Consider the following 13,772-nt stretch of genomic DNA (forward strand, 5'->3'; position numbering starts at 1 on the left):
TACCAATCAGGATTCTTACATGGACATACTTGTCGCCTTTTCGGCGCTGGGCATAATTTCCGGCATCCTAGCGGGAATGCTGGGTATTGGCGGTGGGGTTGTCATCGTTCCCGCACTGATCTTTATTCTCGATCTGCAAGGTTTCCCAGCGGAATACATTGTTATAACGGCGGTCGCCACATCGCTGTGCACCATCATCTTTACTTCCGTCTCCGCTGCCAGGGCTCAAATTCGGCGATCCGCGGTGGATTGGGGCATCTTCAAACGTTGGTCACTGACGGTTGTGCTGGGAAGTTTTTTATCCGGATTCATCGCTGCTCGCTTGCCACCTGAGGCACTCGAAATTGGCATTGCCGGCTTTCTGTTTGTCGTCGCCGTGATCATGTTGAGCCGCTGGGCACCTGACCCATCTCGAAAAATGCCGGGGACGGCGGGCACCTCAGGCCTGGGCCTTTTCAGTGGAACCGTATCAGGAATGGCCGGTATTGGTGGCGGCAACGTGATGGTTCCGCTGATGGTCTTTTTTAACGTGCCTATGCAACGAGCCGTCGCCACATCAAGCACCTTGGGCTTTCCTTTGGCACTGGTTGGTACCATCGGTTACGCAATATCCGGCTGGGGTGCCGGCATTACGGAAGGATCGGTAGGTTATGTTTATCTGCCGGCGGCCGCCTGTATCGCTCTATTTACCGTCATCATGGCTCCCATCGGCGTATCGCTAAGCCACAAAATTCCAGCGGCTACCCTTAAGCAAGGTTTTGGCGCCTTCCTTTTGGTCGTTGCCGGTCGAATGCTGTTTCATGCATTTTAAGCGAGAAATTATCCTGAAAGGCACAACAACCCGCCATCTTTTCCACTTAGAGGTTTTTTGTCTCTACTGGCATCAGACCAGTTCGATGGCCACAGCCGTTGCCTCACCACCGCCGATGCAAAGTGCAGCAACGCCGCGCTTCAGGCCTTTTTGCTTCAATGCGTTAATCAGAGTGACCAAAATTCTTGAGCCGGAGGAGCCAATGGGGTGGCCGAGGGCGCAGGCGCCGCCGTACACGTTTACTTTATTGGCATCCAGGCCCAGTTCGTTGATGGCCAAAAGGGAGACCACCGCGAAGGCTTCGTTTATTTCGTAAAGGTCTACGTCGTCTTTGCCCCAGCCGGCTTTTTTCAGGACTTTGTCGATGGCGCCGATGGGGGCCAGGGTGAACTCAGCGGGTAACTGGGCGTGGGTGGCGTGGGCAATGATTTTTGCCTGTGGGTGCAAGCCACGAGCTTTGGCTTCTTTTGCAGAAGCCAGTACCAGTGCTGAGGCGCCGTCGCTGATGGAGCTGGCATTGGCAGCGGTTACCGTTCCGTCTTTCTTGAACGCAGGTTTCAGCGTGGGGATCTTGTCCGGGCGAGCATTGCCGGGCTGCTCGTCGGTATCTACCACTGTATCGCCACCACGACCGGCGATGCTGACCGCGCAGATTTCGGGCGCGAACCAGCCGTTATCGATAGCTGCATTAGCACGGTTAAGGGACTCGATGGCAAAGTTATCCATTTGCTCACGGGTGATCTTATAGTCATCCGCGCTCTTTTGTGCAAAAACGCCCATCAGACTGCCTTCATAGGCGTCTTCCAGGCCGTCGAGGAACATGCTGTCCATGACTTGGCCATGGCCCATGCGCATTCCGCCGCGAGCCTTGGGTAGCAGATACGGCGCCTGGCTCATGTTTTCCATACCACCGGCAACCATAATGTTGTTGGTGCCGGCTTTGATCTGATCGTGGGCGATCATGACCGCCTGCATGCCCGATCCGCACATTTTGTTAACGGTGGTGCAGCCGGAGCTGTCTGGTATGCCGGCACCGCGGGAGGCTTGGCGTGCGGGTGCCTGACCCAAGCCGGCCGGCAATACGCAACCCATGATGACTTCATCAATGTCAGCAGGCTTCAGGCCCGAACGCTCGATGGCGGCTTTTATCGCAACCGCGCCCAACTGTGGCGAAGGCACGCTGCTCAGCGAGCCCATCATGCCGCCCATGGGCGTGCGGGCGGCGCCGGCTATTACTATGAAATTATCATTGGAGGTGTCAGTCATCGTTGCTTGTCCCCGTTTTATTGAAAGGTTTGATCGTTATTAGTCATCGTTAATCAGGCGCGCCCAAAAATTGAGCGAGCAATAATTTCCTTCATAATTTCCGACGTACCGCCGTAAATGCGCTGCACGCGGGCATCCGCAAAGGCCCGTGAAATCGGGTACTCACTGGTATAGCCGTAACCGCCAAACAGTTGCAGGCAGCCATCCGTCACCCGGCACTGCATTTCAGTCGCGCTGTATTTGGCCATAGAGGCCGTCGCAGCATCCAGAGTGCCGGCGACGTATTCGTTGATGCACTGATCTACAAAAGCCTTGTTGATGCGGTATTCGGTTTCCATGCGGGCCATTTCAAAACGGGTGTTCTGCAACTGGGCCAACTTCTGGCCAAACAACACCCGCTCCTGACAGTAAGCAACGGTCAGGTCTAGGGCACCGCGGGCAGCCGCAACGCCCAACGCACCAATCACCAAGCGTTCACGCGCCAGTTCCTGCATCAAATAAACAAAGCCTTTGCCGGCCTCGCCTAATAACGCCGACGCTGGCACCCGCATATCCGCAAAGAACAACTCGGAGGTATCACCGGCATGCTGGCCAATTTTGTCCAGATTGCGACCAACGCCATAACCTTCCAGAGTGGTGTCCACCAGAAACAGGCTGACGCCCTTGGCACCGGCGGAAGGATCGGTTTTGGCGGCCACGATCACCATATCCGCGTGCTGGCCATTGGTAATAAAGGTCTTGGAGCCGTTCAGAATGTAGTCGTCGCCATTTTTTACGGCACTGGTGCGCATCGCCTGCAAATCACTGCCAGCGCCGGGTTCGGTCATGGCAATGGCGCCCACGGCTTCACCGGAAACCATTTTTGGTAGCCACTGCTTTTTTTGCTCGTCGTTGCCCAAGTGGCTCAGGTAAGGCGCGACAATATCGGAGTGCACCATCACATTGGTGGACAACGCACCAAAACCCATCCGCGCCAGCTCCTCACCCACCACCACCGAATACTGAAAGGGTGCGCCGCAACCGCCACAGTCCTCGGGCACGTCTACGCACAGCATGCCGGCATCGCCCAGAGTGTTCCAAAGCTTGCGCGGGGCAATGCCGTCTTTTTCCCACTGCTCATAGTGAGGTTTGATTTCTTTTTCCAGTGCCTTGATTACCGACTCACGGAATAACGTCAATTCTTCTTGATCGACAGTCGCAGTCATACAAACTCCTGCTTATGATAAATTGCTGAAGGGCCGCTTATCTCGGGGCCATACGCAAAGCGCTATCAAGACGGATGACTTCGCCATTCAGCACCGGGTTACGCACCATCTGGTCTACCATCATGCCAAACTCTTCCGGCTTACCCAGGCGTTTGGGAAACAGCAAAGTTGCCGCCAGGCTGTCTTGTACTTCCTGCGGCATGCCGGCAATCATCGGCGTCATAAACAGCCCAGGGGCAATGGTATTCACTCGAATACCCTCACGCGCCAGCTCACGAGCAGCCTGCAGAGTTAAGGCAACAACGCCGCCCTTGGACGCACTGTAGGCCGCCTGACCAACCTGCCCTTCATAGGCCGCGATAGACGCAGTGTTGATGATAACGCCCCGTTCACCGTCAGCATTGGGTTCACGCTGAGCCATTTCCGCCGCTGCCAGTCGCAGTATGTTAAAGGTTCCGATCAGATTGACTTGCACCACCTTACTGAAGTTTTCCAGTGGCAGCGCACCCTCGCGCCCTAGAATTTTACCTGCGGTGGCGACGCCTGCGCAGTTTACGGCAACGCCACAAAAACCATGCGCTTCGTTGGCTTTGGTAAAAGCTGCTTCGGCACTTGCGGCGGAACTGACGTCACACTCAACAAAGATCCCCCCCAACTCTTTTGCAACAGCTTCACCGCGTTCCTTCTGCAAATCGAAGATCGCTACCTTGCAACCCGCTGCCGCCAGCGCCCGCGCTGCGCCTTCGCCAAGGCCAGATGCGCCGCCTGTTACAATGGCTGCTACGTTCTTAAATTCCATCGGATACTCCCGTTGCTGTAGATAACAATACAATCAAATGCTTTACGTTTACGTAAACTTTAACTAACCTGACAAAAAAAGGAAACACTCAATGGCTGCAAAGAAAACATACAGCATCAGCGAACTGGCTCAGGAGTTTGACGTAACGACCCGTAGCGTTCGCTTTTACGAAGATCAGGGCTTGCTAAAACCCAGCCGTAAAGGCCAAACCCGCATCTTTAGTTCCAAAGACCGGGTGCGGCTGAAATTAATCCTGCGCGGTAAACGAATGGGACTGTCGCTGGCCGAGACCAAAGAGTTGTTTGACCTGTGGGACGAAACCACCAGTGGTAATGAAAAACAGCTGTTGCTGATGCTGCAAACTATAAAACGCCGCCGTGAGGCGCTCGCTCAGCAAAAGGAAGACATCGCGATCGTTGAGATGGAGATGGAAAACGCCGAGGCCCGCTGTCTCGAAGCATTGAGCGAACTGCAAATAAAAAAGCAGACGGCAACACAGCACTAACGACCCAATAACAAGGTGACCATCATGAAATCGCAATACTCGGAACTGAACTTCGGCCTTGGCGAAACCCTGGACATGCTGCGCGAGCAAATCAACGGTTTCGCCACCCGCGAAATTGCACCGCGTGCGGCAGACATTGACCGGTCCAACGAATTCCCCATGGATTTGTGGAAGAAGTTTGGCGACATGGGCCTGCTCGGCATCACTGTCGACGAGGCCTACGGCGGTTCCGGCATGGGCTACCTGGCCCACGTAATTGCGATGGAAGAAATCAGCCGCGCCTCCGCATCGGTAGGTTTGTCGTACGGCGCTCACTCTAATTTGTGTGTGAACCAGATTCACAGCAACGGCACCGAAGAGCAGAAACAGCAATATCTGCCCAAGCTGCTCAGCGGCGAACACATAGGCGCTTTGGCCATGTCTGAACCCAACTCTGGTTCCGACGTCATCTCCATGAAACTGAGCGCCAAAGACGCCGGTGACCACTACGTGCTGAACGGCAATAAAATGTGGATCACCAACGGCCCTGACGCCCACGTTTACGTGATCTACGCCAAAACTGACGTGAAAGCCGGCTCGAAAGGCATCACCGCCTTCATCGTAGAACGCGACGCGCCTGGCTTCAGTCGCCACCAGAAACTCGACAAGCTGGGCATGCGCGGCTCCAACACCTGCGAACTGGTGTTTCAAGATTGCCAAGTACCCAAGGAAAACATCCTTGGCCAACTCGGTGGCGGTGCCCGAGTACTGATGAGCGGCCTCGACTACGAACGCTTGGTACTCGCAGGTGGCCCGTTGGGTATTATGCAAGCCGCCATGGACGTGGTTGTGCCCTACATCCGCGAACGCAAACAGTTCGGCCAGGCGATCGGCGAATTCGAACTGGTACAAGGCAAAGTGGCCGACATGTACACCTACATGAACACCGCCAAATCCTATGTTTACATGGTCGCCCAGTCTGCCGACCGCGGTGAAACCACCCGCAAAGACGCCGCCGGTGCAATCCTCTACTCCGCCGAAATGGGGACAAAACTGGCCCTGGACGCGATCCAGCTGCTGGGCGGCAACGGCTACGTCAACGACTACCCCACCGGCCGCCTGCTGCGCGACGCCAAGCTGTACGAAATCGGGGCCGGCACCTCGGAAATTCGCCGCATGCTGATTGGACGAGAGCTGTTTCTAAACAAGTAAGACACCAGGGACAGATTTAAAATCTGTCCCCTTTTAAACGCACACTCAAATTATGACGAGGGGCTGGCGGGGTGTCTTTCCGGGAATGTCTGTGGCCATGAATGGCCACAGCGAAGCGCACATGGATGTGCTCGTAGCGGTTCCCGGAAAGACGCCCCGCCAGCCCCGCCGCCCCGAAACTCGAGGCCAGGAAACATGACAATACTCCAAAGCAAAATCAACTCCAGATCTGAAGAATTTCAGGCCAAACACCAATCCATGACAGACGCCGTAGCCGACCTGCGAGAAAAAGTTGCCACTATTCAGCAAGGCGGCGGCCCCAGCTACCAGGAACGCCACATTGCCCGTGGCAAATTGCTGCCCCGGGAACGTATTAACCGCTTGTTGGACGACGGCTCGCCGTTCCTCGAAATCGGCCAGCTCGCTGCATATGACGTCTATGAAGACAACATACCCGCCGCCGGTCTGGTTGCCGGTATAGGCCGCGTTAACGGCACCGAATGCATGATCATCGCGAACGACGCCACCGTAAAAGGCGGCTCCTACTACCCGCTGACCGTTAAGAAACACCTGCGGGCCCAGGAAATCGCCCTTGCCAACCGCCTGCCCTGTATCTACCTGGTAGACTCCGGCGGCGCCTACCTGCCGCGCCAGGATGAAGTGTTCCCTGATCGTGATCACTTCGGCCGCATATTTTATAATCAGGCCCGCATGTCTGCCGAAGACATCCCCCAAATTGCCGTGGTGATGGGTTTGTGCACCGCCGGCGGCGCTTACGTTCCGGCCATGGCCGACGAATCCATCATCGTGCGCAACCAGGGCACCATCTTTCTGGCCGGCCCGCCACTGGTCAAAGCCGCCACCGGTGAAGTGGTCAGCGCCGAAGATCTGGGCGGTGCCGACGTACACTGCAAAGTGTCCGGTGTGGCCGACCATTACGCCGAAAATGACGCCCACGCCTTAGACATCGCGCGCCGCTGCGTGTCTAACCTGAACCGCCGTAAACCCGCAGACGTGCAAATTCGCAAACCCAAGGCGCCCCTGTTCGACGCCAGCGAAATTTACGGCATTGTCGGCACCGACCTGCGCAAACAGTTTGACGTGCGCGACGTCATCGCCCGCGTTGTCGACGGCTCAGAATTCGACGAATTCAAACGCTATTACGGTCAGACCCTGGTCACCGGCTTTGCCCATGTGCACGGCTATCCGGTAGGCATTATTGCCAACAACGGCATACTGTTCAGCGAATCCGCCCAAAAAGGCGCCCACTTCATAGAGCTTTGCTGCCAGCGCAATATTCCACTGCTGTTCCTGCAAAATGTGACCGGCTTTATGGTGGGCCAGAAGCACGAAGCCGAAGGCATTGCCAAACACGGCGCCAAAATGGTGATGGCCGTCGCTTGCGCCAACGTGCCAAAAATTACCGTACTGATCGGCGGCAGTTTCGGCGCAGGAAACTACGGCATGTGCGGCCGCGCCTACAGCCCCGATTTCCTGTGGATGTGGCCTAACGCCCGCATTTCCGTAATGGGTGGCGAACAAGCTGCCGGTGTACTCGCACAGGTTCGCCGCGACGGCATGGAACGCAATGGCGAAACCTGGAGCCAGGACGACGAAGCCGCGTTTAAACGACCGATTATTGACACCTACGAACACCAGGGCCACCCCTACTTCGCCAGTGCCCGCCTGTGGGACGACGGCGTGATAGACCCAGCCCAAACCCGTGAAGTAGTGGCTCTGAGTCTGTCGGCCACACTTAACCGCCCCGCCCAGCCAACACGCTTCGGCGTGTTCCGCATGTAACGGGGGAATGACCATGACCGAACCAAATTCTGTCCCGAACCCGGCGCCTAACTCTGCCCAAAATCGAGCTGTTGTGATCCACACCCGCAGCCCCGGTGTGACCGAGGTGGTGTTAAACCGCCCTGAAAAACGCAACGCCTTTGATGACGTGATCATCAGCCAGTTGATTGCCGCGTTCGAACAGATCGGGCAAGACAGCAGCACAAACGTGGTGGTACTGCGTTCCGAAGGCAAACACTTTTCCGCCGGAGCGGATCTGGGCTGGATGCGGCGCATGGCCGACAACAGCCAACAGGAAAACCTGAACGATTCGCGGCAGCTCGCGCGCCTGATGTCGGTGCTGAACAGCCTGCCACAGCCTGTGATCGGGCTGGTTCAGGGTGCCGCTTTTGGCGGTGCCGTAGGCCTTGCAGCCTGCTGCGATATGGTGATCGCAACCGAACAAAGCACATTCTGCTTAAGCGAAGTGAAGCTGGGGCTGATTCCAGCCGTGATCAGCCCGTACGTGGTGCGTGCCATCGGCGAACGCCAGGCACGGCGATATTTTCTGACGGCGGAAGTATTCAACGCCCATCAGGCCTGCGAGTTTGGGCTGGTCCACATGGTGGCGAGCGACAACGACGACCTGCAAACCCGCTGCGACCGAATGCTGCAGCAGCTGGCCGGCAATGGCCCGCAAGCCATGGGCGCCGCCAAAGCACTCATTTTTGCCGTCAGCCAACAGCCACTGAGTGCAGACGTGATTGAAGATACGGCCCAACGCATTGCTGATATCCGCGTGGGACAAGAAGGCCAGGAAGGCCTTGCCGCTTTCCTTGAAAAACGTGCCGCCAGCTGGGTTCCGGAGGACCAACACTGATGTTTACAAAGATACTGATCGCCAACCGCGGCGAAATCGCCTGCCGGATTATAGAAACCGCTCACGCCATGGGTATCCGCTGTGTGGCTGTCTATTCCGATGCCGACGCCAACGCCCGCCACGTGGCCATGGCCGACGAGGCCTTTCGCATCGGTCCCGCCGCCAGCTCTGAAAGTTATTTGCGCGGTGACATCATTATCGAGGTCGCGCTGAAAAGTGGGGCTCAGGCCATTCACCCCGGTTACGGATTTTTGTCCGAAAATACCGGCTTTGCCGAGTCCTGCGAGACTAACAATCTGGTGTTTATTGGCCCACCCTCCTCGGCCATCGCTGCCATGGGTTCCAAATCCGCCGCCAAGGAAATTATGGGCAAAGCCGGCGTGCCGTTGGTGCCAGGCTACCACGGTGCTGACCAGGCACTGGAAACCTTGCGCGCCGAAGCCGAAAAATGCGGTTTCCCGCTGCTACTGAAAGCCGTTGCCGGCGGCGGCGGCAAAGGTATGCGAGTAGTGACTCACATGGGCGAGTTTGATGAAGCCCTGGCCGCCGCCCAGCGTGAATCTAAAAACGCGTTCGGCAACCCGGATATGCTGATCGAGCGCTATCTGACCCAGCCCCGCCACGTGGAAATCCAGGTGTTTTGCGACCAGCACGGCAACGGCGTGTATCTGGCCGAGCGCGACTGCTCGGTACAACGGCGCCACCAGAAAGTGCTGGAGGAAGCCCCCGCACCCGGTCTGAGTGATGACACCCGCAAGGCCATGGGTGAAGCCGCTGTAACCGCCGCCAAAGCGATACATTACGTTGGCGCCGGCACCGTTGAATTTCTCTACGACGTCGACGGCTCGTTCTTCTTTATGGAAATGAACACCCGGTTGCAAGTAGAGCACCCGGTCACCGAAATGGTCACCGGCCAGGATCTGGTGGAATGGCAATTGAAAGTGGCCTGGGGCGACCTGCTGCCACTGGCGCAAGACGAGGTAAAAACCCGTGGTCACGCACTGGAAGCCCGGATTTACGCCGAAGACCCGGATCAGGACTTTCTGCCCGCCACCGGCACCCTGCGTTATTTAACCACGCCCGATGAAAACGCACACGTGCGGGTAGACACCGGCGTGACCGAAGGCGACGAAATCAGCATTCATTACGACCCGATGATTGCCAAACTGATTGTCTGGGATGAAACCCGGGAACAAGCCATTAACCGAATGGTGCAGGCACTGGAGAGCTACCGCATCGCAGGCGTGAAAACCAACATCCGCTTCTTGCACGCTCTGGCCGATGCCCAGCCCTTCCGCGAGGCAAAGCTGACCACCGGGTTCATCGACGACCACCACGATTTGCTGTTCCCGAAATCACGGCTAGACACTCAAAAAGCCCTGGTACTGGCCGCTGGCTTCGTACTGGAGCAGCGTAAAGCCGGTGAAGTAAACGCCCAGGATCCCTGGTCGCCATTCGGCCGCCAAAACAGCTGGCGCATGAATTCGGAATACGCTCAACCATTGCAGTTCAAAGTGGGCGACGACATCCACGAGCTGAAGGTGTTGGAGCAAGACGACGGTTATCAGGTCACGGTAAACGGCAACCTTTACAACTTGAATGCCCGGCTCGACGATGATCACCTGCAAGCGGTGGTTAACGGTCACCGTCTGAGCGTGCACGGCAACCTGCATAAGGATCAACTGGTTTTGTTCCATCAAGGGCAAACCTTCCCGTGTGTGGTCTATCGTGAAACCTACGGCTTTGAAGAAATGGCCAGCGAAGGCAGCTTGGCCGCACCCATGAACGGTGCAGTAGTGGCGATTCAGGCCAAAGTAGGCGATAAAGTAGTCAGCGGCCAAACTCTGGTGATTATGGAAGCCATGAAAATGGAGCACGCCATTAAGGCGCCATCAGACGGCGTAGTAACCGACATCTTCTACGCCGAGGGTGACCAGGTGGCGGAAGGCGCAGAATTGATTGCAGTGCAAGTAGAAACTGAGAGCGAGCAACAGGAGGCAGGCTAATGGCCTTTCCCAAGCGTGTAAGACTGGTAGAAATGAGCCCCCGCGATGGCTTGCAGAACGAGCCCGGCCCGGTGATTCCTACCGCAGTAAAAGCTCGGCTGATCAAGCGTTTGGTAGAGTGCGGGCTTACCCATGTGGAAGCTGCCAGCTTTGTATCACCACGCTGGGTGCCGCAAATGGCTGACGCCAGCGACGTGATGGCACTGATCGAGCGCAAGCCCGGTGTGTGCTATGCAGCGCTAACACCCAACCTGCGTGGTTTTGAAGGCGCGCTCGCCGCGGGCGCTGGAGAAGTGGCCGTGTTTGGCGCAGCCTCAGAATCGTTCAGCCAGAAAAACATCAACTGCTCCATCGCCGAAAGCCTTGAGCGCTTTTTTCCAGTCATAGAAGCCGCAAAGCACAACGGCATTCCAGTGCGTGGCTACGTGTCCACCGTGCTGGGCTGCCCTTACGAAGGCGAGATTGCCCCGGCCAAAGTAGCCGAAGTGGCCAAAGCCCTGTTTGACATGGGCTGCCATGAAATTTCACTCGGCGACACCATTGGCACCGGCACCCCGGTCAAGGCCAAGCGTATGCTCGAAGCCGTTGCCCGTCAGGTTCCGGTTGAACATCTGGCGGCACACTTTCACGACACCTACGGCCAGGCCTTGGCCAATCTGTACGCGGTGCTAGAAGAAGGCGTGGCGGTGATAGATGCCTCTGTGGCCGGCCTGGGTGGTTGCCCCTATGCCAAAGGTGCCTCTGGCAATGTGGCCACCGAAGACGTGCTGTACATGCTGGATGGGCTGGGCATTGAAACCGGCGTTGATCTGCGCCAACTGGTGGCGACAGGCAATTGGATCAGCTATCGCCTGAAGCGCCGCAACGGCTCCAAGGTTGGACTGGCCCTGGCAGAAGCTGACTCTCGCTAATGGCGCGACATGCCTAATACCTGACACCTAATACATGAAACGAAGGACCTGACATGAACCAGAACAACAATGCTGTCGCTCTCGATCTACCCATTCCCGAAATCGCCGAGCTACCGGACGACGTTCGCAAATACTTTGAAATTTGCCAGGAAAAGCTGGGCATGATCCCAAACGTATTGACCGCCTACAGCCAGAACCTGAAACAGCTGGATGGTTTTTCCCGTCTTTATAACGAGCTGATGATGGGCGAAGGCGAGCTTAGCAAGCTGGAGCGCGAAATGGTGGCCGTGGTGGTGTCCGCGGAGAACAAATGCTTTTACTGCTTGGTGGCCCACGGCGCCGCGGTGCGTGTACTAAGTGGCGACCCGACGTTAGGCGAGCACTTGGTGATGAACTACCGGACCGCAACGCTGGATAAACGCCAGCGAGCCATGCTGGATTACGCATCACTCCTGACCCGCTCACCCGCCACCGTCGGCGAAGAACAGGTGCATGCCTTGCGCGGCGCTGGCTTTAGTGACAGCGGCATCTGGGATTTGGGCAACGTGATCGGTTTCTACAACATGTCGAACCGCGTAGCGATCACCAGCGACATGCGACCGAACCCCGAATATCACAGCAAGGCCCGCTAACAGTAGCATTAACTTTTTAGCCGGTGCGCCGGACCGTCCCGAACAACAATAAATGGAGGCAGACAATGACTCAGACTCTTCCTAGCGACTCTTTACCAAATTATTCTTTACCGAGTTATACAAGCGGGCCATCCACAACCCCACTGTTGGGCATGACCATCGGTGAAATGCTCGACTGTACCGCTGAGAAGTTTCCCGATAACGAAGCCCTGGTGTGCCTGCACCAAAACATTCGCTGGACCTATAAAGAATTCTTGGCCAAGGTCAACCAGGCGGCGCGAGCTTTCCTGGCCATTGACGTCAAGCGTGGCGATCGGGTGGGCATCTGGTCGCCCAACCGTTACGAATGGACCGTTACCCAGTTTGCCACGGCCAAAATAGGCGCCATTCTGGTGAATCTAAACCCGGCCTACGGTGCTTATGAGCTGGAATACGCCATGAACCTGTCCGGCATCAGCGTGCTGGTCACCGCTGACCGATTCAAAGCATCTGATTACCGTCAAACACTCTATGAGCTGGCGCCCGAACTGAAAGCCAGCGCCGCTGGCAAGATCAAAGCCCGGCGCCTGGCAGACTTGCGTGCCGTGGTCAATATGGACACCGAGCAACACGCAGGCATGTGGAGCTGGGCCGAATTTATCGAGTTTGCCGATCAGGTCGACCAGAAAAACGTCGACAAGATCCAAAGCCAACTCCAATTCGACGACCCTATCAACATCCAATTCACCTCTGGTACCACCGGAAGCCCGAAGGGCGCCGCTCTTACCCACCACAACATCCTTAACAACGGCTTTTTTGTCGGCGAAAGCCAGCGCCTGAGCGAGAAAGACCGATTGGTCATTCCGGTACCCCTGTACCACTGCTTTGGCATGGTGATGGGGAACCTTGGCTGCGTCACTCACGGTTCTACCATGATCTACCCCGGCGAAGGCTTTGAGCCAAAAGCCGTGTTGCAGGCCGTGCACCAGGAAAAAGCGACTGCGCTTTACGGCGTACCCACCATGTTCATTGCGGAATTGGCAGATCCAGAGTTTGAAACCTATGACTTGTCGACTCTGCGCACCGGTATTATGGCCGGCTCTATCTGCCCGGCCGAGGTGATGAAAAAGGTCAATGGCAAGATGAACATGAAGGAAGTTCAAATAGCCTACGGCATGACCGAAACCAGCCCGGTATCTACCCAGACCAGCTCCCAGGATCCGTTCGAGAAGCAGGTGACCACCGTAGGCCGCACTCAGCCCCACCTGGAGAACAAAATTATTGAGCCGGCCAGTGGTAATATAGTGGCCCGCGGCACGATTGGAGAGCTGTGCACCCGCGGTTACAGCGTCATGCTGAAGTATTGGAACAACGCTGAAAAAACCCGCGAAACCATAGACGATTCAGGCTGGATGCACACCGGCGACCTGGCCACCATGGATGAAGACGGCTACATTCAGATTGTCGGCCGAATTAAGGACATGGTGATTCGCGGCGGCGAAAACATCTATCCGAAAGAAGTTGAAGAGTTTTTGTACACCCACCCTTCCATTGAAGAGGTTCAGGTAACCGGCATTCCAAACGAAAAATTCGGTGAAGAACTGGTGGCTTGGGTGAAACTTCGGCCCGATGCAGACTCGGTCGATGCCGATGATCTGATTGCATTCTGTAAAGGCAAAATCGCCCATTACAAGATTCCGCGGAACTACAAATTTGTGGAGGCGTTCCCGATGACAGTGACGGGCAAGATCCAGAAGTTTAAAATGCGGGAAATGTCCATCGAAGAAATGGGGTTAAAAAAATAG

12 protein-coding genes are annotated in these 13,772 nt (G+C 56.3%); 9 read left to right on the forward strand and 3 right to left on the reverse strand.

Annotation, left to right across the window (positions count from 1 at the left end; translation table 11 throughout):
* Positions 1-19 precede the first annotated feature (19 nt).
* The gene (locus ABA45_RS12115; protein WP_048386456.1) at positions 20-811 is read left to right on the forward strand and encodes a sulfite exporter TauE/SafE family protein; all 792 of its coding nucleotides are present in this window, start codon (positions 20-22) and stop codon (positions 809-811) included.
* A 72-nt stretch (positions 812-883) separates the two neighbouring features.
* Here ABA45_RS12115 and ABA45_RS12120 read toward each other — a convergent pair whose 3' ends face one another.
* The 3 genes from ABA45_RS12120 to ABA45_RS12130 are packed head-to-tail and all read right to left on the reverse strand — an operon-like array spanning position 884 to position 4,081.
* On the reverse strand, positions 884-2,077 hold the full coding sequence (locus tag ABA45_RS12120; RefSeq protein ID WP_048386458.1) for an acetyl-CoA C-acyltransferase: 1,194 nt from the start codon (positions 2,075-2,077) through the stop codon (positions 884-886).
* A 53-nt stretch (positions 2,078-2,130) separates the two neighbouring features.
* A complete protein-coding gene (locus ABA45_RS12125; protein ID WP_048386460.1) occupies positions 2,131-3,282 on the reverse strand; it encodes an acyl-CoA dehydrogenase family protein in 1,152 nt (383 codons plus the stop codon).
* 37 nt (positions 3,283-3,319) lie between these two features.
* On the reverse strand, positions 3,320-4,081 hold the full coding sequence (locus tag ABA45_RS12130) for an SDR family NAD(P)-dependent oxidoreductase (RefSeq protein ID WP_048386462.1): 762 nt from the start codon (positions 4,079-4,081) through the stop codon (positions 3,320-3,322).
* Positions 4,082-4,172: 91 nt separating this feature from the next.
* On the opposite strand from ABA45_RS12130, the gene ABA45_RS12135 reads away from it, so the two are divergent.
* The 8 genes from ABA45_RS12135 to ABA45_RS12170 all read left to right on the forward strand — a co-directional run bounded on the left by ABA45_RS12135 (position 4,173) and on the right by ABA45_RS12170 (position 13,772).
* Positions 4,173-4,586 (forward strand): MerR family transcriptional regulator, encoded by a 414-nt coding sequence (locus ABA45_RS12135; RefSeq protein ID WP_048386464.1) that lies wholly within the window; start codon positions 4,173-4,175, stop codon positions 4,584-4,586.
* A gap of 24 nt (positions 4,587-4,610) precedes the next feature.
* Entirely contained in the window at positions 4,611-5,777 is a 1,167-nt protein-coding gene (locus ABA45_RS12140; RefSeq protein ID WP_014871864.1) for an isovaleryl-CoA dehydrogenase, read from the forward strand.
* 195 nt (positions 5,778-5,972) lie between these two features.
* Positions 5,973-7,580, forward strand: coding sequence for a carboxyl transferase domain-containing protein (locus ABA45_RS12145; protein ID WP_048386466.1), 1,608 nt, complete (start codon positions 5,973-5,975; stop codon positions 7,578-7,580).
* A 13-nt stretch (positions 7,581-7,593) separates the two neighbouring features.
* A complete protein-coding gene (locus tag ABA45_RS12150) occupies positions 7,594-8,439 on the forward strand; it encodes an enoyl-CoA hydratase/isomerase family protein (RefSeq protein WP_048386468.1) in 846 nt (281 codons plus the stop codon).
* Positions 8,439-10,445, forward strand: a complete 2,007-nt coding sequence (locus tag ABA45_RS12155) for an acetyl/propionyl/methylcrotonyl-CoA carboxylase subunit alpha (RefSeq protein WP_048386470.1) — start codon at positions 8,439-8,441, stop codon at positions 10,443-10,445. The genes ABA45_RS12150 and ABA45_RS12155 overlap by 1 nt, the downstream gene beginning before the upstream one ends.
* Positions 10,445-11,356 (forward strand): hydroxymethylglutaryl-CoA lyase, encoded by a 912-nt coding sequence (locus tag ABA45_RS12160; RefSeq protein ID WP_048386472.1) that lies wholly within the window; start codon positions 10,445-10,447, stop codon positions 11,354-11,356. Before ABA45_RS12155 ends, ABA45_RS12160 begins: the two co-directional genes overlap by 1 nt.
* Before the next feature lie 53 nt (positions 11,357-11,409).
* A complete protein-coding gene (locus ABA45_RS12165; protein ID WP_048386474.1) occupies positions 11,410-11,988 on the forward strand; it encodes a peroxidase-related enzyme in 579 nt (192 codons plus the stop codon).
* Between the two features lie 65 nt (positions 11,989-12,053).
* A complete protein-coding gene (locus tag ABA45_RS12170) occupies positions 12,054-13,772 on the forward strand; it encodes an AMP-binding protein (protein WP_084708338.1) in 1,719 nt (572 codons plus the stop codon).

The sequence above is a fragment of the Marinobacter psychrophilus genome (genome assembly GCF_001043175.1).
In the GTDB taxonomy this organism is placed as follows: domain Bacteria; phylum Pseudomonadota; class Gammaproteobacteria; order Pseudomonadales; family Oleiphilaceae; genus Marinobacter; species Marinobacter psychrophilus.

Coding starts and splice junctions, on each gene's coding strand:
- ABA45_RS12115 (WP_048386456.1), top strand. CDS start 20: ATGGACATACTTGTCGCCTTTTCGGCGCTGGGCATAATTTCCGGCATC.
- ABA45_RS12120 (WP_048386458.1), bottom strand. CDS start 2,077: ATGACTGACACCTCCAATGATAATTTCATAGTAATAGCCGGCGCCGCC.
- ABA45_RS12125 (WP_048386460.1), bottom strand. CDS start 3,282: ATGACTGCGACTGTCGATCAAGAAGAATTGACGTTATTCCGTGAGTCG.
- ABA45_RS12130 (WP_048386462.1), bottom strand. CDS start 4,081: ATGGAATTTAAGAACGTAGCAGCCATTGTAACAGGCGGCGCATCTGGC.
- ABA45_RS12135 (WP_048386464.1), top strand. CDS start 4,173: ATGGCTGCAAAGAAAACATACAGCATCAGCGAACTGGCTCAGGAGTTT.
- ABA45_RS12140 (WP_014871864.1), top strand. CDS start 4,611: ATGAAATCGCAATACTCGGAACTGAACTTCGGCCTTGGCGAAACCCTG.
- ABA45_RS12145 (WP_048386466.1), top strand. CDS start 5,973: ATGACAATACTCCAAAGCAAAATCAACTCCAGATCTGAAGAATTTCAG.
- ABA45_RS12150 (WP_048386468.1), top strand. CDS start 7,594: ATGACCGAACCAAATTCTGTCCCGAACCCGGCGCCTAACTCTGCCCAA.
- ABA45_RS12155 (WP_048386470.1), top strand. CDS start 8,439: ATGTTTACAAAGATACTGATCGCCAACCGCGGCGAAATCGCCTGCCGG.
- ABA45_RS12160 (WP_048386472.1), top strand. CDS start 10,445: ATGGCCTTTCCCAAGCGTGTAAGACTGGTAGAAATGAGCCCCCGCGAT.
- ABA45_RS12165 (WP_048386474.1), top strand. CDS start 11,410: ATGAACCAGAACAACAATGCTGTCGCTCTCGATCTACCCATTCCCGAA.
- ABA45_RS12170 (WP_084708338.1), top strand. CDS start 12,054: ATGACTCAGACTCTTCCTAGCGACTCTTTACCAAATTATTCTTTACCG.